We start from the raw sequence: 18139 nt of genomic DNA on the forward strand, positions 1-18139 counted from the left end.
GCACCTTCAATTTCTTTAGGTTCTTTAATAAATTTGTTATATGACAAATAACCGACAGTCAAAAGAGCAACCGCTCCTAAAAATATAAAAATGAATTTTTGATTTTTAGCTACCCACTGCTCAGCCTTTGATGCATTTTCATCCAATGTACTGAAAACCTCTGCAGTAGTACTATTTTTTACATCTATATCTACATTCTGTTCAATATCTTCAATATCTTTTGGTTTCGATGCTTTAAAGCCTCTTTTATTATATGTTGCCATTTATTTTAAATTTAATGAGCCGCAAAAATATAATATTTATTGAAATTTAAAAGACCTTTTTTTGGATATTTTTGAATAATTTGCAGCAGATTATTTGTCGGAATAAACCAGATGCCGGATATCTTCGCTGAATGCCCGAAAATATTGAAATTAAATAACTTTTTACCTTGTTTTTAAAACGGATAACTTTACTCAATTATAAGAATTTTTCTGAAGTTCAGTTCGACTTCGAAACCAAAATCAATTGTTTGGTAGGAAAAAACGGCATTGGAAAAACCAATGTGCTTGATGCTATTTATCATTTGGCTTATGGTAAAAGTTATTTTAACCCACAAGCTGTGCAGAATATTAAACACGATGAAGAATTTTTTGTAATTGATGGCGAATTTGAAAAAGATACAAGATCCGAACAAATAGTATGCAGTCTTAAAAAAGGCCAAAAGAAAGTATTAAAAAGAAACGGCAAAATCTATGAGAAGTTTTCAGACCATGTGGGGTTTGTTCCATTGGTGATTATTTCTCCCGCCGACAGAGATTTAATTGTAGAAGGAAGTGAAACACGCAGAAAATTCATGGATAGTGTTATTTCACAATCCGACAAAGTATACCTCACTCAATTGATTAATTATCAGAAAATAATCGTGCAACGGAATGCTCTTTTGAAATATTTTGCTTTAAATCATCTATTCGAAAAAGATACGCTACAAGTGTACAATGAGCAATTAGAATCATTAGCGGTAGCAATTTTTGAAAAACGGCAACAATTTTTATCAGAATTTATTCCAATTTTCAATGACCACCATAAAATCATTACCGATTCTGCTGAAGAAGTACAATTGATTTATGAAAGTCAGCTTTTTGAAAAAGATATTTTAACTTTATTCGATGAAAATTTAAGCAAAGACCGTGCGTTGCAATATACTTCGGTTGGCATTCACAAAGATGATTTGTCTTTTGAAATCAATCATCATTCCATCAAAAAATTCGGTTCACAAGGACAGCAGAAGTCGTTTTTAATTGCTTTGAAATTGGCTCAGTTTGAATTTTTAAAAAAGCAAAGTGGTCAAAAGCCCATTTTATTATTTGATGATATTTTTGACAAATTGGACGAAACCCGTGTAAGTAAAATTGTTGAAATGGTGAATAATGATGAATTCGGACAACTTTTTATTTCTGATACACATTCGGAACGGACAGAATCCATCGTAAAATCAACCCATCAAGAATATAAAATTTTTAATCTTTAATCTTGAAATTATGATTCAAAAATCTTCTTTAGAATTTCTTGCTGATTTAAAAGACAACAACAATCGCGAATGGTTTCTGGCGAATAAAACACGTTATGAAAACTATAAAAGGGAGTACCATCAGCTGATTGCTGATTTATTGGAGCTAATGATTCAAGGAGATTCAAATTTGAGTAATCTGCAAGTGAAAAATTGCACGTTCCGAATCAATCGCGACATCCGATTTTCAAAAGACAAATCGCCGTATAAAACACATATGGGTATTTGGATGTCGGTCAATCCAAACGTAAAAAATGCTCCCGGATACTACGTTCAAATTGACAACGACCATTGTTTCATCGCGGGCGGATTGTATTGTCCGGAGGCCTCAGATTTAAAAAAAATACGCAAGGAGATTGCCTTTTTTCATGACGAATTAGAAGAAATTATCCAAAGTAAAAACTTTAAAAAAGAATTTAAAGATTTAGATCGAGACCCGAGTCATGTATTAAAGACTGCTCCTAAAGATTACGAAAAAGACCATCCGGCAATTGAATATCTGAAACTAAAAAGCGTAACGGCGTCACAAAAAATCGATACAGCTGTTGCTTTAGACAAAAATGCTGCTTCGGTGATTGCTGCTAAACTTCTGGCGTTAAAACCTTTGAATGAATTTTTAAACAGAGCCATTTTAACGGAATAGTTTTGATAATTTCACCAACATTTACCTCTTAAATTTATTTATTTTCATGGAAATTCTAACTGATTATTCGCTAAAAACCTACAACACTTTTGGAATCGAAGCCAAAGCCAAACAATTTGTTGCCGTTCATTCAATAGCCGAACTTCAAACAGTTTTAACAGAAAACCCAACAACTAAGAAATTTATTTTAGGTGGCGGAAGCAATATGTTACTGACTCAAAACATTGATGCTTTGGTCATTCATGTGGATTTAAAAGGCAAAGAAATCATTGATGAAAATGACGATTTTGCTTGGGTAGAAAGTCAAGCCGGAGAAAATTGGCACGAGTTTGTTAGTTGGACCATTGATCAAAATTTAGGAGGATTGGAAAATCTTTCCTTAATTCCGGGAAATGTGGGCACCACTCCTATTCAAAATATCGGAGCTTATGGAGCGGAAATCAAAGACACTTTTGTGTTGTGCGAAGCTTTGCACATTGAAACGCAAGAATTGGTAGTTTTTAAAAAGGATGAGTGCAAATTTGGCTATCGGGAAAGTATTTTTAAAAATGAAGTGAAAGACGAATTTATTATCACATCAGTCGTATTTAAACTCACCAAACGAAACCATCAACTAAATACTTCGTATGGTGCCATTGAAACGGAATTGGCCAACCAGAACATTTCAAATCCAACCTTAAAAGATGTAAGCAATGCAGTGATTGCCATCAGAAAAAGTAAATTACCCGATCCGAAAGAACTTGGAAACAGCGGTAGTTTTTTTAAAAATCCGGTTATTTTAAAAACAGATTTCGAAAAAATACAACAGCAATTTCCGGACATGCCCCATTATGTGGTTTCTGAAACGGAAGTAAAAGTTCCCGCGGGTTGGCTCATCGAGCAAGCCGGCTTCAAAGGCAAACGTTTTGGTGATGCTGGAATTCATAAAAATCAAGCTCTGGTTTTGGTGAATTACGGCAACGCGACCGGACAGGAAATTTTAGCGGTTGCTCATGATATTCAAGAGACCGTTCTTAAAACGTATGGAATAGCTATTCAGGCGGAAGTAAATATTATTTAATTAGCCCGAAACTCCTTTTTTCTGTTAAAGAATATCCTAAATAACAATTTTAACAGAACAGATTTTTGTATCTTTGCACAACAAAAATCTACAAGGAAAATGAAACTGATAATAATTACCATTGGTCTTTTAGCGGTAGCTTTTGCTGGAATTGCTATTAAAATTTGGGCAAAAAAAGACGGAAAGTTTTCCGGAACTTGCGCAAGCCAAAGTCCATTCTTAAATAAAGACGGTGAAAACTGTAGCTATTGCGGAAAAACACCTGAACAAATGAAAGACTGTTCAGAACCTACCCATTCTTAATTTCAGACGGTGAACATGTTAGATATTCTGCTCTATGTTTTTTTTGGCATAGTACTGCTTCAATTCATTTATTATAGTGTTATTTTCGGGAAGTTTTCGTTTGCTAAAATGCAGGCCAATACTCCCAAACGCATACCCATTTCGGTAATTATTTGTGCTAAAAATGAGGAAGAAAACATCAAAAATTTTGTTCCGCTTCTTTTAGAACAAAATTATCCTGACTTTGAATTGGTGTTGATTGACGATTCTTCCAGCGACAATACATTGGAAATTTTTGAAGAGCTTGAGAAAAAGCACAGCAACATAAAATTAGTTAAAGTAAAAAACAATGAAACTTTTTGGGGCAATAAAAAGTTTGCTTTAACCCTAGGAATAAAAGCTGCCAAAAACGAATATTTGCTATTTATGGATGCCGATTGTTATCCCAATTCCAAAGAATGGATCAAGGAAATGAGCTCTAATTTTACATTGAAAAGAACCATCGTTTTAGGTTATGGAGCCTATGAAAAAATAAATGGGTCGTTTTTAAATAAATTAATTCGTTTTGAAACGCTGTTAACTGCTACTCAATATTTCTCCTGGGCAAAAATAGGCAAACCGTATATGGGTGTCGGAAGAAATTTAGCTTACAAACGCGAGGAATTTTTTAAAGTCAATGGTTTTATCGAACACATAAAATTGCGTTCGGGCGACGATGATTTATTTATCAACCAAGCTTCGGATTCTAAAAATACAACCATTTGTTTTTCACCGGATAGCTTTACGTACTCAAAACCGAAGACAACTTTTGCAGAATGGTTCAATCAAAAAAGACGACATGTTTCCACTGCAAAACACTACAAGTCTTTTGACCGTTTTCAATTGGGATTATTCTTTATCACGCAATTTTTGTTTTTAGTTCTTGCCATATTTTTATTGGCATTTCAACACGAATGGATTATTGTGACTTCGTTAATTGCAGGTCGTTACTTGTTTTCATGGATTTCTCTTGGCTATGCAGCTAATAAACTAAAGGAAAAAGACGTTATGTATTGGTACCCAATCATTGAAATTGCATTATTGGTTACACACCTCAATGTGTTTTTTACCAACATGTTTTCAAAACCCGTACATTGGAAATAATTCAACTCATAGAAAAAGCTAAAAAAGGCGACCAAGTTGCTTTTACTTCCTTACTGGATATGTATTGGAACGAAGTGTATGGTTTTATGCTCAAACGTACCGAAAACGAAACCGATGCGGAAGACATCACGATTGACACCTTTTCGAAAGCATTCGACAAACTAGCAAGTTACAATCCGGAATTTCAATTCAACACTTGGTTGATTGCCATTGCAAAAAATGTGCATATCGACATGCTTAGAAAAAAGAAAACAACACTCTTTATTGACATAACCGACGAAGAAGACCACATTGCTTATAATGTTGCCGATAGTTCTCCTTCCGCGGAAGACATACTGATTACGGAACAAAATCTTTCCCGATTGCTGCAATTTGTAAAAGAATTAAAACCCCATTACCAGGAAGTGATTCAAATGCGGTATTTTCAGGAAATGAGTTATGCGGAAATTGCCGAACACCTCAGCGAACCATTAAGCAATGTGAAAGTAAAATTGCTTCGTGCCAAAAAATTACTGGCTGAAATTATTGAGGGAAGTAGCAGGTAACTTTTCAATAGCGTTATAAACAACTTCAAATAAAATCTTAAAACCTTCATCCAAAAAGAGATTTACATAATCTTTTTCTATCTTTGTTCCACAAAAAAATAGACGCATGAATACTGTTTTAGATACTGTACAACCGCCAATAGGCAAACCAAAATGGCTACGTGTAAAACTCCCCACCGGGCAAAAATACACCGAACTTCGAGGCTTGGTTGACAAATACAAACTCAACACTATTTGTACCTCCGGAAGTTGCCCAAATATGGGTGAATGTTGGGGAGAAGGAACAGCCACATTCATGATTTTAGGAAATATTTGTACGCGTTCCTGTGGTTTTTGTGGTGTAAAAACCGGCAGACCTGAAACGGTGGATTGGGATGAACCTGAAAAAGTGGCTCGTTCCATCAAAATCATGAACATCAAACATGCGGTTATTACGAGTGTTGACCGTGATGATTTAAAAGATATGGGTTCGATTATTTGGTTTGAAACGATTCAAGCTATTAGACGAATGAATCCACAAACAACGTTAGAAACACTAATTCCTGATTTTCAAGGAAACGAACGAAACATCGACCGTATTGTAGAAGCCAACCCTGAGGTAGTTTCACATAATGTGGAAACCGTACGACGACTCACACGGGAGGTCCGCATTCAAGCAAAATACGATAGAAGTTTGGAAGTTTTAAGCTATTTAAAAGCAAAAGGAATCAAGAGAACCAAATCCGGCATCATGCTTGGATTGGGAGAAACGGAAGAAGAAGTGATTCAAACCATGCAAGACTTACGAAATGCCAATGTGGATATTGTTACTATTGGTCAATATTTACAGCCTAGTAAAAAACACTTACCGGTAAAAGAATTTATTACGCCGGAACAATTCAAAAAATATGAATTGATTGGAAAAGAATTAGGATTTCGTCACGTGGAAAGTGGGGCGTTGGTTCGTTCTTCTTACCACGCTCAAAAACATATTTTATAAATATAATTGTTTCAAGTTTCAGGTTTCAAGTTCAAAGCCTGTCATTTGAAACTTGAAACCTGAAACCTGAAACCTGAAACCTGAAACCTGAAACCTGAAACTTGAAACCTGAAACCTGAAACTTGAAACCTGAATCAAAAATTAAAGTCGCTATCAATGGTTTTGGAAGAATCGGCAGAAATCTGTTCCGATTATTGCTTAATCATCCATCAATAGAAGTAGTTGCAATCAATGATATTGCCGACAATCGTACGATGGCACATTTAATCAAGTACGATAGTATTCATGGCGTTTTACCTTATGGTGTTTCATTTGATGACCTCTCAATTATAGTTGACGGAAATCATTACCCTTTTTTCCATGAAAAGAAAATTGAAAATTTAAATTGGAAAAAGTTAGAGGTTGCTATCGTTATAGAAGCTACCGGAAAATTCAAAACTACCGCAGAAGCAAATTTACATTTACTTGCAGGAGCTAAAAAAGTACTATTGTCGGCACCTCCGGAAGATGAACTCATTAAAACAGTTGTATTAGGCGTGAACGAATCTATTTTAGACGGTTCGGAAGTAATCATTTCAAACGCTAGTTGCACAACGAACAATGCAGCTCCAATGATTCAAATCATCAATGATTTATGTGGTATTGAACAAGCGTATATTACAACCGTTCACTCCTACACAACCGATCAAAGTTTGCATGATCAACCACACAAAGATTTACGAAGAGCTCGTGGAGCCTCACAATCTATTGTGCCAACAACTACAGGAGCAGCGAAAGCTCTCACGAAAATTTTTCCCGAAATGGAAGGAAAAATAGGTGGAAGTGGCATTCGCGTCCCGGTTCCCGACGGCTCGCTAACCGATATTACCTGTTATGTAAAAAGACACGTTTCCATTGAAGATATTAATAGTGCGTTTAAAAATGCTGCTGAGGGAAAACTAAAAGGAATTCTGGCTTACACAGAAGATCCAATTGTTTCAGTGGATATTATCGGCAACCAAAACTCGTGTGTTTTTGATGCACAATTAACCTCTGTTATTGGCAAAATGGTGAAAGTTGTAGGATGGTATGACAACGAAATTGGATATTCTTCAAGAATTATAAACTTAATCACCTATATTTCGGAAAAATAGTTAAATTTATATCTCAAATAATTCATTTTAGGAATGAGACATATCTGCTATTTCTTCTTTTTTATCTTTGCAACAACCTACGCACAGAAAAATATCTTCTCTGGAGTAAAAATTGACAGCTCATCTTATTACCTAGAATTAGCAAAATTCCACAAAGGCAAAAACGACTTTGGCAGTACTTTGGAAAGTATTCAAAAAGCCTTAACTATAGCCAAATACAAAAATAACGCAGAGTCGCAAGCGAAATCCTATGCAATGTTTGGAAAAATTTACCAAGAAATAAATAGACCTTCAGAAGCTATTGAAAACTACAACTTAAGCATTGCACTGTATGAAAAATTAGAGTATATGCCCGATTTGGCTGTTGCCTATTATGAAATAGGTGTTTGTTATATAGAAAAGAAAAATTATACGACAGCTGAATCCTATTTTAAAAAAGCAGAAAAAATATATAAGCTATTGAAAATTCAAGGAGCTCAAGAGCTCATCAACTTACAAAAAGGTATTGTATATTATGCCAAAGGTCATTATAAAATTGCCGCCAATTATTTAAATTCAGTTGTTTTAAAATCAGATGATAATGTACAGCTCAATGCAAAATCTGAAGCCTTGTATTATATTGGTTTAATAGAATTTAAAGGAAATAGAAATAATTTAGCACTGATTTACTTTAATCGGTCTCTTGAGCTTAGTAAAAAAAGTAACAATCTTGAATTGCAATCAAAAGCTTTGAAAAAAATTAGTCAATCCTATGATAATTTACTAAATATTGAAAAATCATACATGAATTTGAAACAGTACTTACTTATCAATGACAGTATTAACAAACTTAGAAATGCACGAATTGGCAAAGAAGACTTGATAAATTTTAAAGAATCTGAACGTTTAAAAACTATTGAACTTTTAGATAAAGAAAAAAAAGAGCAGCAACGCATTTCCAAATTCTCAAAGTTAATATCCATTTTAAGTATTGCTTTGATTTCAATTTTGTCGATGCTGAGTTTATCACTTTACAGAAATAATATTATTAGAAGCCAAACCAACAAACTATTACAGAAAAACAATGACGAACTGCAATTAGCTAAAGAAAAAGCTGAAAAAGCTTCACAAGCAAGAGCTGAGTTCCTGTCAACAGTTAGTCATGAATTGCGAACGCCACTAAATGCCATTAATGGAATCACCCACTTGTTAATTGAGGAAAATCCGAAAAAATCGCAGCTGCAATATTTAACTTCCCTTAAATTTTCGGGAGATTATTTGTTGAACTTTATCAACGACATACTAGAAATCAACCGTGTAGAAAGTGAAAAAACAGAAATTGAAAATATCAATTTAAACCTAAAACAACTTTTAGATGATTTGCATCAATCATTCATGGATTTTGCCAGCAAAAATTCAAATGAATTTATTTTAAAGCTGGATAATGACATTCCGGATAATTTGATTGGTGACCCAACCAAACTTTCACAAATATTTATCAATTTAATTAATAACTCTTTAAAATTTACCAGTCATGGTAAAGTACTACTTGCTGCTTCTATAGTTAACAAAAAAGAGGATATTAGCTCTATATTGTTTGAAATTTCAGACACAGGGATAGGTATTCCCGAAGACAAGCAAGCCACAATTTTTGAAAGTTTCTCACAAGGATCTGTTGAAATTAATCGTAAATATGGCGGAACCGGATTGGGTTTAGCTATCGTAAAAAGATTGGTGGAGTTACTGGGAGGTGATATAAAATTGCGGAGTGTCGAAGGAAAAGGATCCGTATTTTCCTTTGTAATTGACTTCAAATTAGGGGAACAAACCTTTATTGAAACAAAAAAAGAATACAACGGAATTGTTTTCCATAACAAGCACCTACTGATTGTTGAAGACAACAAAATCAACCAGATGATTACTAAAAAAATGTTGGAAAGCAAAAATATTACTTGCGAAATCATCGACAATGGAGAAGATGCCATTGAAGCGGTGAAAAAAAATCACTATGATTTAGTGCTTATGGATGTGCACCTACCAGGAATTAATGGAACAGAAGCCACAAAAAAGATTCGAGAATTCAATCCAACTATACCAATAATTGCCTTAACAGCCATTTCGCTGAACGAAAATAGAGAAATGCTCCTTTCGTATGGAATGACTGATGTAATTACCAAACCTTTCAATCCGGATAATTTTTATCAAGTAATTGCTCAACAATTGAATTAGTACTTGTAAATTTTACCGTCTTTCATCACAAAAATAATAGTTTCTAAAGTTGTAATTTTATCAATCGGATTTTCACCTACTGCAATAATATCTGCAATAAAACTCTCTTTAATTTGTCCGATTTCATTATCCAGTCCTAATAATTTTGCATTGGTAATAGTAGCTGATTGAATGGCAGCTAATGCTGGCATACCTGCTTCGACCATATACGTAAACTCTTTTGCATTGGTTCCGTGCGGAAAAACACCCGCATCGGTGCCAAATGCTATTTTCACGCCACTTTTATATGCTTTTCCAAAAGTGGCTTGAATTTGCGGCCCCACTTCTAAAGCTTTTACACGAACCATCTCCGGATAGAAACCGGTTGTTTTGGCATTTTCGGCCACACTTTTACCTGCAGTTATGGTTGGAACTAAATAAGCATCATACTTTTTCATCAATTCCATGGTTTCACTACTCATAAACGTACCGTGTTCAATGGTTTTGATACCTCCCAAAATGGCTCGTTGCATTCCTTCGTCTCCATGAGCATGAGCGGCTGTTAACATTCCATAGTCTTTAGCGGTGGAAGTAACGGCTTTAATTTCTTCTAAAGTAAACTGTGGATTTTTACCATTTTTTGCAACACTTAAAACACCGCCTGTAGAGGTAATTTTGATCACATCTGCACCTTCTTTGTATCGTTGACGAACCGCTTTTACAGCATCTTCTGGCGAATTAATGACTCCTTCAAGCGGACCCGGATCGCCCATTAATTTTCTACTGCTTCCATTCGTCGGATCAGCATGTCCTCCGGTGGTTGCAATTGATTTTCCTGCAGTAAAAATTCGCGGACCTTTCACAGTTCCTTTATTGATAGCATTTCGAAGCGAAATATTCACGCCTGTTCCACCTAAATCACGGACGGTTGTAAATCCTGCCATCAGGGTAACCTCAGCAATACGAGCGGATTCAAAAGCAACATCTGCTTCATTTTCTGTAAATTTTGCCGAATAACTTGCACTATTTGTTTCTTTTTCAATATGTACATGCATATCGATAAGACCTGGAAGAACAAACTTATTTTTTAAATCAATTTCAACATCTTCCCTATTTACTTTGGTAACGAATCCATCTAAAATTTTAGTGATTTTTGTTCCTGAAACTAAAATTGTTTTGTTGGAAAGTACTTTGCCAGTCTGCGTGTCTAGTACTTTTCCACAATGCAAATAAGTGTCTTGGGCAAAAAAAGAAAATGTAAAAAGTAAAGAAAACAATAGCAATAATGAAGTTCTCATATAGTTTTGATTTAGTTAAATGAAGATCTACTTGTCCAAATATACAAATCTAAAGCATTGACTAGTTGAAAAGTACAATTTATTCATTCTTAAAATGACAAAGAATGAATTAAAAACTCAAAATAAATTCCTTGATTAATTTGCGAACAACCGGTTCAGCTTTTTTTGCTGCTTCTAAAACTTCTTGATGATTTACTTCCATAATACTGTCTTCGTCACCCATATCAGTAACCACAGAAATTCCCAGACAGTCCAAATTCATGTGACGAGCAACGATTACCTCCGGAACAGTAGACATTCCCACACAATCAGCACCTAAAATTTTTACCATTTTATATTCTGCCAACGTTTCAAAAGTAGGACCTTGCAATCCTAAATAAATTCCTTCCTTCAAATCAATTCCGTGTAATGCAGCTATTACCTTTGCCCTGTTTCGTAAACTTTTGGAATAAGGCTCACTCATATTTACAAACCGAGGTCCGAAACGTTCATCATTTTTACCTCGTAATGGGTGCTCGGGAAAAAAATTGATATGATCTTTAATCAGCATCACATCACCCACTTTATAATCCGAATTTACACAACCGGCCGCATTGGAAACGATTAATTGATTGATTCCCAAATACTTCAGCACCCGCACCGGAAAAGTAACCGTTTGCATATCATATCCTTCATAAAAATGAAAACGTCCCTGCATGGCTACCACGCTTTTAGTCCCTACTTTTCCAAAAACAAGTGCTCCTTTGTGCCCCAAAACAGTTGAAACAGGGAAATTGGGAATCTCTTCATAGGGAATTGTACATTCAATTTCCATATCATTTGTAAACGAACCCAGTCCCGAACCAAGAATAACACCGAACTCCGGACTGATAGTGGTTCTTCCTTTTAAATAACTAACAGTTTCCTGAACTTTGTCCCACATAATTGAGTAGTATTTGATCAAATAAGTCTTTTTGAGCTATAATTGATGATTGAATAGGTAAATAGAAAAGTTGTTGTGCAGGTATTTTTCCCTGCAAACGCATAAAATCTTTTTCTGTAGTGATGATTGGTTTTCCGGATGCTTGATTTCTAATCGATTCAATTTCTTCGGAAGTAAAATCATGATGGTCTGAAAATTTCAAAACAACATCTGAATCATTTTTTAAATAATCGAAAAAAGGTTCCGGTTTGGCAATTCCCGCAACTAAAACTTTATCGGTTTGTTTGAGTAGTTCAACTGGCTTTCTTTCATGTTCAGAAAAACAATATTCGTCATACGTTATTGCACTGAAAAATAAGTGTTGGTTTTCTTTACTATTCAGCTTATTTCTAACAATCTGTTGCGATTCTTGCGATAAATTCGGCGGACATTTAGTTACAATTATCACATCAGCTCTGTTTGCATTTGACCGATATTCACGAAGGTTTCCTGCAGGAAGCATACAATCATCAGCATACAAATCAGCAAAGGAGGTAAGTAAAATATAGAATCCTGCCTTTACTTTTCGGTGCTGAAAGGCATCATCTAACAAAATTATTTCCGGCTTTTTTTCTTGTAAAAGTAATTGCTCAATACCATTTTTTCGATGGGCATCAACAGCCACTAGAATAGTGTCAAACTTTTTAAAAAACTGAAAAGGTTCATCGCCTATTTCTTCTACCGTACTTTTTTCGTTGGCTAAAACAAATCCTTCCGATTTTCGTTTGTAACCACGACTTAACGTGGCTACGCGATACCTATCAGAAAAAAGACGAATCAAATATTCAATTTGAGGTGTTTTACCCGTACCACCAACACTTAAATTTCCCACGACGATTACAGGAGTTTGAAAGGAATAGGATTTCAAAAAACCTTGATCATATAAATAATTACGAATGGCAGTAACAATTCCATACAAAATAGAGAAAGGAAAGAATATTTTTCGCAAAAGAATCATGGTACGAAAGTAGCTATTTTTTATCTTTGAATAAAATTAATATTCACCTCACTCGCGAATAATCAAACCTTATATGAAATTACAAACGATACTTTCGGTTCTTGAAGAAATGGCCCCACTCGCCTATGCTGAAGATTTTGACAACGTAGGTTTGCTAACCGGAAATCCAGGTCAGCAAATCACCGGAATTTTAATCTGTCATGATGCACTGGAAGCTGTTGTTGATGAAGCAATCGCAAAAGAATGCAATTTGATTGTCAGTTTTCATCCGATACTTTTTTCAGGATTAAAAAAAATTACCGGAAAAAACTATGTAGAACGAAGCATTATCAAAGCAATTAAAAACGACATTGCCATCTATGCTGTACATACCGCTTTGGACAATCACAAAGAAGGTGTCAATAAAATTGTTTGCAACCATTTAGGCTTGACCAAAACAACGATTTTAATTCCAAAAGAAAAATTCATCCGAAAATTAGTGACCTACACCATTTCTGAAAATCACGAACAACTTCGAAATGCTCTCTTTGATGCGGGTGCAGGTACTATTGGAAATTATGAAGATTGCAGTTTCAACTCCAAAGGTATTGGAACATACATGGGAAATGAGAACAGCAATCCGGAAATTGGCGAACGTTTTGAGTTTGTAGAAAACGAAGAAATTAAATTGGAAGTTACTTTTGAAAAACACTTAGAATCAAAAATTTTAAAAGCACTATTCATAAATCATTGCTACGAAGAAGTGGCTTATGAAATTTACGAACTCCAAAACCAACATCAAAATATTGGCTTGGGAATGATTGGCGAATTGGAAACGGAACTTTCTGAAAGTGAATTTTTAACGTTGGTAAAGGACAAATTGCAATGTGAAGGTATCAGACACAGTGCTTTTTTAGGTAAAAAAATCAAGAAAGTAGCCGTTTTAGGCGGATCCGGAAGTTTTGCAATTGCCAAAGCTAAAGCAGCCGGTGCCGATGCTTTTATTACCGCCGATTTGAAATACCATCAGTTCTATGAGGCTGAAAATCAGATGCTTTTGGCAGACATCGGACATTTTGAAAGCGAACGTTACACAAAAAACTATATAGTTGATTTTCTTATCAAAAAAATTACTAATTTTGCACCTGCCTTGCCTGAAGGCAGAATTATTTTATCAGAAGAGAATACAAATCCAGTTAAGTACTTTTAAACTATGACAAACGTAAAAGAAATGAGTGTAGAAGACAAATTAAGAGCACTCTATAATTTGCAGTTAATCGACTCAAGAATTGATGAAATTAGAAATGTAAGAGGAGAACTACCTCTGGAAGTACAAGATTTAGAAGATGAAGTAGCTGGTTTAAAAGCTCGTTCAGAAAAATTAAAATCTGATTTAGATACCATTGACGATCAAATCAAAGGAAAGAAAAATGCAATTGAAGCTCACAAAGAAGGTATAAAAAAATATACCGACCAACAAAAAAACGTTCGTAACAATAGAGAATTCAACTCTTTAACAAAAGAAATCGAATTTCAGGAATTAGAAATTCAATTAGCTGAAAAGCATATTAAAGAAATGAAAGCTTCTATCGAGTACAAAAAAACGCAAGTTTCTGAAGCTCAAGAACGATTAAACGCTAAACAAAGTCACCTAGAACACAAAAAAGCGGAATTAGGTGATATCATGGCAGAAACACAAAAAGAAGAAGAGTTTTTAACGAATCTTTCTGCTGAATATTCCAACAATACTGAAGAACGTTTATTAGCTGCTTACCATAGAATTAGAAGTAGTGTTCGCAACGGATTAGCGGTAGTTTCTATCGAAAGAGGAGCATCTGCCGGATCATTCTTTACAATTCCACCTCAAACACAAGTTGAAATTGCTGCACGCAAAAAAATCATCACTGACGAGCACAGTGGCCGAATTTTAGTAGACTCTGTTCTTGCTGCTGAGGAACGAGAAAAAATGGAGCAAGTTTTCAATAACATATAATACTCAAAACCCCAAATTGGGGTTTTTTTATGAAAAAAAGTATCAATTTTTTAATTGCAAAATCCCTTGGGTTATATATCAACTTTCTCAGTTTTGTGTGTCCCAAAAAAGCACTACAACTTGCTTATAAATTTTTCAGCGAACCTCGCAACGGACGACTGAAAATACAATTAATTCCTTCGATACTTAAAGAAGCTTCACACGAGTTTTTAACATTAGATTCGCATCAATTTCCTGTTTATGTGTGGAAAGGTAATGAAACAAAAATTTTACTGGTTCATGGCTGGGAAAGCAATGCCGCTCGTTGGGAAAACTTTTTCCCTTATTTACAAAAATCTGGAAGCACCATTATTGCTTTAGACGGACCGGCACATGGGTTGGCCAACGGGAAAGAGTTCAGCGTTCCAATCTATGCTCAGTTTTTGAATGTAGTTGTTCAAAAATTCAAACCAAATTACTTACTTGGCCATTCGATTGGAGGGTCTGCTTGTTTATATTTTCAAGCAAATTACACGAATGATTCCATCGAAAAAATGATCCTGCTTGGAGCACCCGCCGATTTGGAAATCTTACTTAAAAATTATGCGGCTATTTTAAGTTTGAACCATCGTGTCATGCAATTATTTGAAAATTTTTATTGGGAAAATTTTCAAATTAAAGTGAAAGAATTTTCAGGGATGGACTTAGGTTCTAAACTAAAAATTAGCGGCTTGATTGTGCATGATACCGAAGATACTGTAGTTTCGATCAAAGAGGGTAAAAAAATTGCGAAAGGTTGGACAAACGCTCAATTTATAGAAACCAAAGGTTTGGGCCACAGCATGCATGACGATGAATTGTATCAAAAAATATATAATTACTTATTTGAGAACTCTAACTCTTGATGATTTTTTTAGTAGTAGATTTTCCATTGGCTGTTACTTTAACAAAGTAAAAACCATTCATTAAAGTCGAACAATCAATTTCTTTAGCTTGCGAAAGTGTTGATTGATAAACCAACTGACCTAATGCGTTGTATAACTCCACTTTTGCTTCAGGAGAAACTTCAGAACCGTACATTAACGTCAATTGATTTTGAACCGGATTGGGATAAACTGTAAATTCAATAGTGTTTTCCGTAGCAACTGACAACGCATAATTATCGTAAATAGCCTGCATCGCTGCTTGTATATTTGGCAAGGGCCCGATGTTTCCAGATGCCGCATTTCCTTGAGGGACACCGGTATCTTTTAAAATGGTTCGCATTTGCGGGCCCGTTAGATAACCACCGGTTAAACTAAAATGATACGATTGCAAAACCACTACACAACCAGCTACCATTGCTGTTGCCGAACTTGTTCCTGCAAAATTGGTGTAATATTGATTAAAATCATTTCCAATATTTTGAGCATCACCATAACCGGTTGTAAAAAGATTTTCTCCCCAACCTTGTACATCTACACGAGTTCCGAAAGTGCTATAAAATATTCTGTTATGCGAAAGATTGGACGTACCTGCTCCAACAATGATGGCACCGCTATTCCCTAAATTCATATAGTTTTGATAATAGGTACTATTTAAATTTTGAGCTCCATTTCCTGCTGCAGCCACTACAATAATTCCCGAAGCAGAAGCGGCAGCTGTTAAATCCCAAATCAGCGTATTAAATTCTGCGGGCACAAATTGACCACCTTGACCACCCGTTTGCATTTCATAAATTATTACATCTCCAAGCACTGAATTGGCTATAGCTTGCGAAACAGCGAAAACGCGGTTATAACCTGAAATTTGCCACTCGGGAAATAAAATCATTTCGGTTGCCCCATAGGCCAAACCTGAAATTCCGTAGAGTCCTTTATGCCCGATAACGGTGCCAAAAGTAGCTGTGCCGTGCTCGGTAAAATCAACAGATGCAGCACTATTGATAGTCATTCCTGTAGCAAGAAAAGTATTTATTTGATGTAACTCCTCATGATTTTTATTAAAACCATATTCAATATCTCGTATTTTTATTCCACTGCCAGTAACATTTAAATTCCATGCAAAGGTCATATTTACGCCGGGATTAGCCCCTAAATACGTTTGAAAGAGCTCAAAATTTGGGGTAACCGGTGCAATATCAAAAGGTGGTCGAACCGGCTGAAGTGATAGCAAACAACTGTATTCCACCTCGTCAATTAATTCCAATTGCGTTGCTAATTCAAAAAGTCGTTCATTGGTTGGATTGGGAATGATTACTTTAAAAATAGTTCGCAATTTTGAAATTTTTTGCAAATCACCTCCCAATTTTTGGGAAGTCGCAAGCATTGCCTCTAATTTGTCATCTGAAATGGGTATACCTTTTTCAAGGATCATCCCATAAACTTCTTGCAATTGAGCCAAAGCACTATTTGTTTCAAAAACTAACCGATTATAATCGTCTGTTCCGTCTAAGACAACCTCTGGTAACGACACGTAAAGTTCATGTTGATTACTGGTTAGATCCAATTGAAACATTCCCTTTCGGCTTTGCCCGAAAAAAGTAGCAACATAAAAAAGTAAAAAAATAACAAATAACTTTTTCATTTAAAAGCAATTAGAAAATCTACCGCAACAATTTTCGTGCAATTTACTACTTTTCCATAAATGAATCAATGAAATCTATTTTTTCAGTATTCAAGAAATTAGATTTACTTTTGCACCATGGAAGAGCAATTGAAACGCATCAATAAATTTTTATCAGAATCAGGCTTTTGTTCACGGAGGGAAGCGGACCGACTTATTTCTGAAGGACGTGTCACCATTAACGGCGTTGTTCCCGAAATGGGCACTAAAGTCTCTGAGAAAGATGAAATTCGCGTGAACGGAAAATTGATTCGCGAAAACAGAGAAAAACCTATTTATTTAGCCTTCAATAAACCTACAGGCATTGAATGTACGACCAATCAAGCGGTTCGAAACAACATTGTTGATTACATCAACTATACGGAACGTATTTTCCCGATTGGAAGATTAGACAAAGCTAGTGAAGGTTTGATTTTTATGACCAATGACGGCGACATCGTCAATAAAATTCTTCGGGCACGAAACAACCACGAAAAAGAATATATAGTAACGGTTGACAAACCCATTACTGACCGTTTTATTCAAAAAATGGGCAATGGCGTGCCTATTTTAGATACAGTCACCCGCAAATGTAAAGTAGAGCAAATCAACGCGAACGTATTTAAAATTGTTTTGACGCAAGGTTTAAACCGTCAAATCAGAAGAATGTGTGAGTTTTTAGGTTATGAGGTTACGGCATTGAAACGCGTTCGAATTATCAATATTACTTTGGATATTCCCGTGGGCAGGTACCGCGATTTAACGGCTTCTGAAATTCTTGAATTAAACCAACTGATTGAACCTTCAAGTAAAACCGAAGAAGCGAGTTTGCCAAAAGTGGAAATAAAAAAACCAATGGCATCAAAT

17 protein-coding genes and 1 pseudogene are annotated in these 18139 nt (G+C 35.2%); 13 read left to right on the forward strand and 5 right to left on the reverse strand.

Features of this window, described 5'->3' with window-relative positions; genetic code table 11:
- Positions 1-263, reverse strand: a pseudogene (locus tag ACIQ2S_RS04440) (hypothetical protein); the annotation flags it as partial.
- 167 nt (positions 264-430) lie between these two features.
- Between ACIQ2S_RS04440 and recF the strand changes: the two are divergent.
- From recF to ACIQ2S_RS04485, 9 genes are all read left to right on the forward strand, one after another.
- The gene (gene recF / locus ACIQ2S_RS04445) at positions 431-1510 is read left to right on the forward strand and encodes a DNA replication/repair protein RecF (protein ID WP_396173206.1); all 1080 of its coding nucleotides are present in this window, start codon (positions 431-433) and stop codon (positions 1508-1510) included.
- Positions 1511-1520: 10 nt separating this feature from the next.
- Positions 1521-2192, forward strand: a complete 672-nt coding sequence (locus ACIQ2S_RS04450; protein WP_396173208.1) for a DUF2461 domain-containing protein — start codon at positions 1521-1523, stop codon at positions 2190-2192.
- 46 nt (positions 2193-2238) lie between these two features.
- Positions 2239-3252: a UDP-N-acetylmuramate dehydrogenase gene (gene murB / locus ACIQ2S_RS04455; protein ID WP_396173210.1), complete on the forward strand. Its 1014-nt coding sequence runs from the start codon at positions 2239-2241 to the stop codon at positions 3250-3252.
- 99 nt (positions 3253-3351) lie between these two features.
- On the forward strand, positions 3352-3555 hold the full coding sequence (locus ACIQ2S_RS04460) for a membrane or secreted protein (RefSeq protein ID WP_396173212.1): 204 nt from the start codon (positions 3352-3354) through the stop codon (positions 3553-3555).
- Between the two features lie 15 nt (positions 3556-3570).
- Positions 3571-4677, forward strand: coding sequence for a glycosyltransferase (locus ACIQ2S_RS04465; protein WP_396173215.1), 1107 nt, complete (start codon positions 3571-3573; stop codon positions 4675-4677).
- The gene (locus tag ACIQ2S_RS04470; RefSeq protein WP_396173217.1) at positions 4668-5222 is read left to right on the forward strand and encodes an RNA polymerase sigma factor; all 555 of its coding nucleotides are present in this window, start codon (positions 4668-4670) and stop codon (positions 5220-5222) included. Before ACIQ2S_RS04465 ends, ACIQ2S_RS04470 begins: the two co-directional genes overlap by 10 nt.
- A 106-nt stretch (positions 5223-5328) precedes the next feature.
- On the forward strand, positions 5329-6201 hold the full coding sequence (gene lipA / locus ACIQ2S_RS04475) for a lipoyl synthase (RefSeq protein WP_396173220.1): 873 nt from the start codon (positions 5329-5331) through the stop codon (positions 6199-6201).
- 122 nt (positions 6202-6323) lie between these two features.
- The gene (gap, locus tag ACIQ2S_RS04480) at positions 6324-7334 is read left to right on the forward strand and encodes a type I glyceraldehyde-3-phosphate dehydrogenase (protein ID WP_396173222.1); all 1011 of its coding nucleotides are present in this window, start codon (positions 6324-6326) and stop codon (positions 7332-7334) included.
- A 33-nt stretch (positions 7335-7367) separates the two neighbouring features.
- Positions 7368-9542 carry a response regulator gene (locus ACIQ2S_RS04485; protein WP_396173224.1) on the forward strand — a complete coding sequence of 725 codons (2175 nt, stop codon included), beginning with the start codon at positions 7368-7370 and terminating at the stop codon, positions 9540-9542.
- On the opposite strand, the gene ACIQ2S_RS04490 is transcribed toward ACIQ2S_RS04485, so the two are convergent.
- The 3 genes from ACIQ2S_RS04490 to lpxK form a co-directional block, all read right to left on the reverse strand.
- Complete coding sequence (locus ACIQ2S_RS04490) at positions 9539-10819, reverse strand: amidohydrolase family protein (protein ID WP_396173226.1); 1281 nt, start codon at positions 10817-10819, stop codon at positions 9539-9541. The two genes, ACIQ2S_RS04485 and ACIQ2S_RS04490, sit on opposite strands and share 4 nt — an antisense overlap.
- 109 nt (positions 10820-10928) lie before the next feature.
- Positions 10929-11741: a purine-nucleoside phosphorylase gene (locus tag ACIQ2S_RS04495; protein WP_396173229.1), complete on the reverse strand. Its 813-nt coding sequence runs from the start codon at positions 11739-11741 to the stop codon at positions 10929-10931.
- Positions 11713-12738: a tetraacyldisaccharide 4'-kinase gene (lpxK, locus tag ACIQ2S_RS04500; protein WP_396173232.1), complete on the reverse strand. Its 1026-nt coding sequence runs from the start codon at positions 12736-12738 to the stop codon at positions 11713-11715. Before lpxK ends, ACIQ2S_RS04495 begins: the two co-directional genes overlap by 29 nt.
- A 73-nt stretch (positions 12739-12811) precedes the next feature.
- On the opposite strand from lpxK, the gene ACIQ2S_RS04505 reads away from it, so the two are divergent.
- From ACIQ2S_RS04505 to ACIQ2S_RS04515, 3 genes are read left to right on the forward strand one after another with little or no spacing between them, the layout of a single operon-like run.
- Positions 12812-13927 carry a Nif3-like dinuclear metal center hexameric protein gene (locus ACIQ2S_RS04505; protein ID WP_396173234.1) on the forward strand — a complete coding sequence of 372 codons (1116 nt, stop codon included), beginning with the start codon at positions 12812-12814 and terminating at the stop codon, positions 13925-13927.
- Positions 13928-13930: 3 nt separating this feature from the next.
- The gene (locus ACIQ2S_RS04510) at positions 13931-14710 is read left to right on the forward strand and encodes a zinc ribbon domain-containing protein (protein WP_396173236.1); all 780 of its coding nucleotides are present in this window, start codon (positions 13931-13933) and stop codon (positions 14708-14710) included.
- A 29-nt stretch (positions 14711-14739) separates the two neighbouring features.
- On the forward strand, positions 14740-15594 hold the full coding sequence (locus ACIQ2S_RS04515) for an alpha/beta hydrolase (RefSeq protein WP_396173238.1): 855 nt from the start codon (positions 14740-14742) through the stop codon (positions 15592-15594).
- On the opposite strand, the gene ACIQ2S_RS04520 is transcribed toward ACIQ2S_RS04515, so the two are convergent.
- Entirely contained in the window at positions 15584-17254 is a 1671-nt protein-coding gene (locus tag ACIQ2S_RS04520) for a S8 family peptidase (RefSeq protein ID WP_396173241.1), read from the reverse strand. The two genes, ACIQ2S_RS04515 and ACIQ2S_RS04520, sit on opposite strands and share 11 nt — an antisense overlap.
- A gap of 117 nt (positions 17255-17371) precedes the next feature.
- On the opposite strand from ACIQ2S_RS04520, the gene rluF reads away from it, so the two are divergent.
- A partial coding sequence (rluF, locus tag ACIQ2S_RS04525; RefSeq protein WP_396173244.1) for a 23S rRNA pseudouridine(2604) synthase RluF occupies positions 17372-18139 on the forward strand: 768 nt, incomplete at its 3' end.

The sequence above is a fragment of the Flavobacterium sp. genome (assembly GCF_044371705.1).
In the GTDB taxonomy this organism is placed as follows: domain Bacteria; phylum Bacteroidota; class Bacteroidia; order Flavobacteriales; family Flavobacteriaceae; genus Flavobacterium.

Excerpts from the sequence above, each read along its gene's own strand:
- ACIQ2S_RS04465 (WP_396173215.1), top strand. The coding sequence starts at position 3,571 with ATGTTAGATATTCTGCTCTATGTTTTTTTTGGCATAGTACTGCTTCAA.
- ACIQ2S_RS04495 (WP_396173229.1), bottom strand. The coding sequence starts at position 11,741 with ATGTGGGACAAAGTTCAGGAAACTGTTAGTTATTTAAAAGGAAGAACC.
- ACIQ2S_RS04520 (WP_396173241.1), bottom strand. The coding sequence starts at position 17,254 with ATGAAAAAGTTATTTGTTATTTTTTTACTTTTTTATGTTGCTACTTTT.
- ACIQ2S_RS04450 (WP_396173208.1), top strand. The coding sequence starts at position 1,521 with ATGATTCAAAAATCTTCTTTAGAATTTCTTGCTGATTTAAAAGACAAC.
- ACIQ2S_RS04485 (WP_396173224.1), top strand. The coding sequence starts at position 7,368 with ATGAGACATATCTGCTATTTCTTCTTTTTTATCTTTGCAACAACCTAC.
- ACIQ2S_RS04515 (WP_396173238.1), top strand. The coding sequence starts at position 14,740 with ATGAAAAAAAGTATCAATTTTTTAATTGCAAAATCCCTTGGGTTATAT.
- ACIQ2S_RS04460 (WP_396173212.1), top strand. The coding sequence starts at position 3,352 with ATGAAACTGATAATAATTACCATTGGTCTTTTAGCGGTAGCTTTTGCT.
- ACIQ2S_RS04490 (WP_396173226.1), bottom strand. The coding sequence starts at position 10,819 with ATGAGAACTTCATTATTGCTATTGTTTTCTTTACTTTTTACATTTTCT.
- lpxK (WP_396173232.1), bottom strand. The coding sequence starts at position 12,738 with ATGATTCTTTTGCGAAAAATATTCTTTCCTTTCTCTATTTTGTATGGA.
- murB (WP_396173210.1), top strand. The coding sequence starts at position 2,239 with ATGGAAATTCTAACTGATTATTCGCTAAAAACCTACAACACTTTTGGA.
- lipA (WP_396173220.1), top strand. The coding sequence starts at position 5,329 with ATGAATACTGTTTTAGATACTGTACAACCGCCAATAGGCAAACCAAAA.
- ACIQ2S_RS04505 (WP_396173234.1), top strand. The coding sequence starts at position 12,812 with ATGAAATTACAAACGATACTTTCGGTTCTTGAAGAAATGGCCCCACTC.
- ACIQ2S_RS04510 (WP_396173236.1), top strand. The coding sequence starts at position 13,931 with ATGACAAACGTAAAAGAAATGAGTGTAGAAGACAAATTAAGAGCACTC.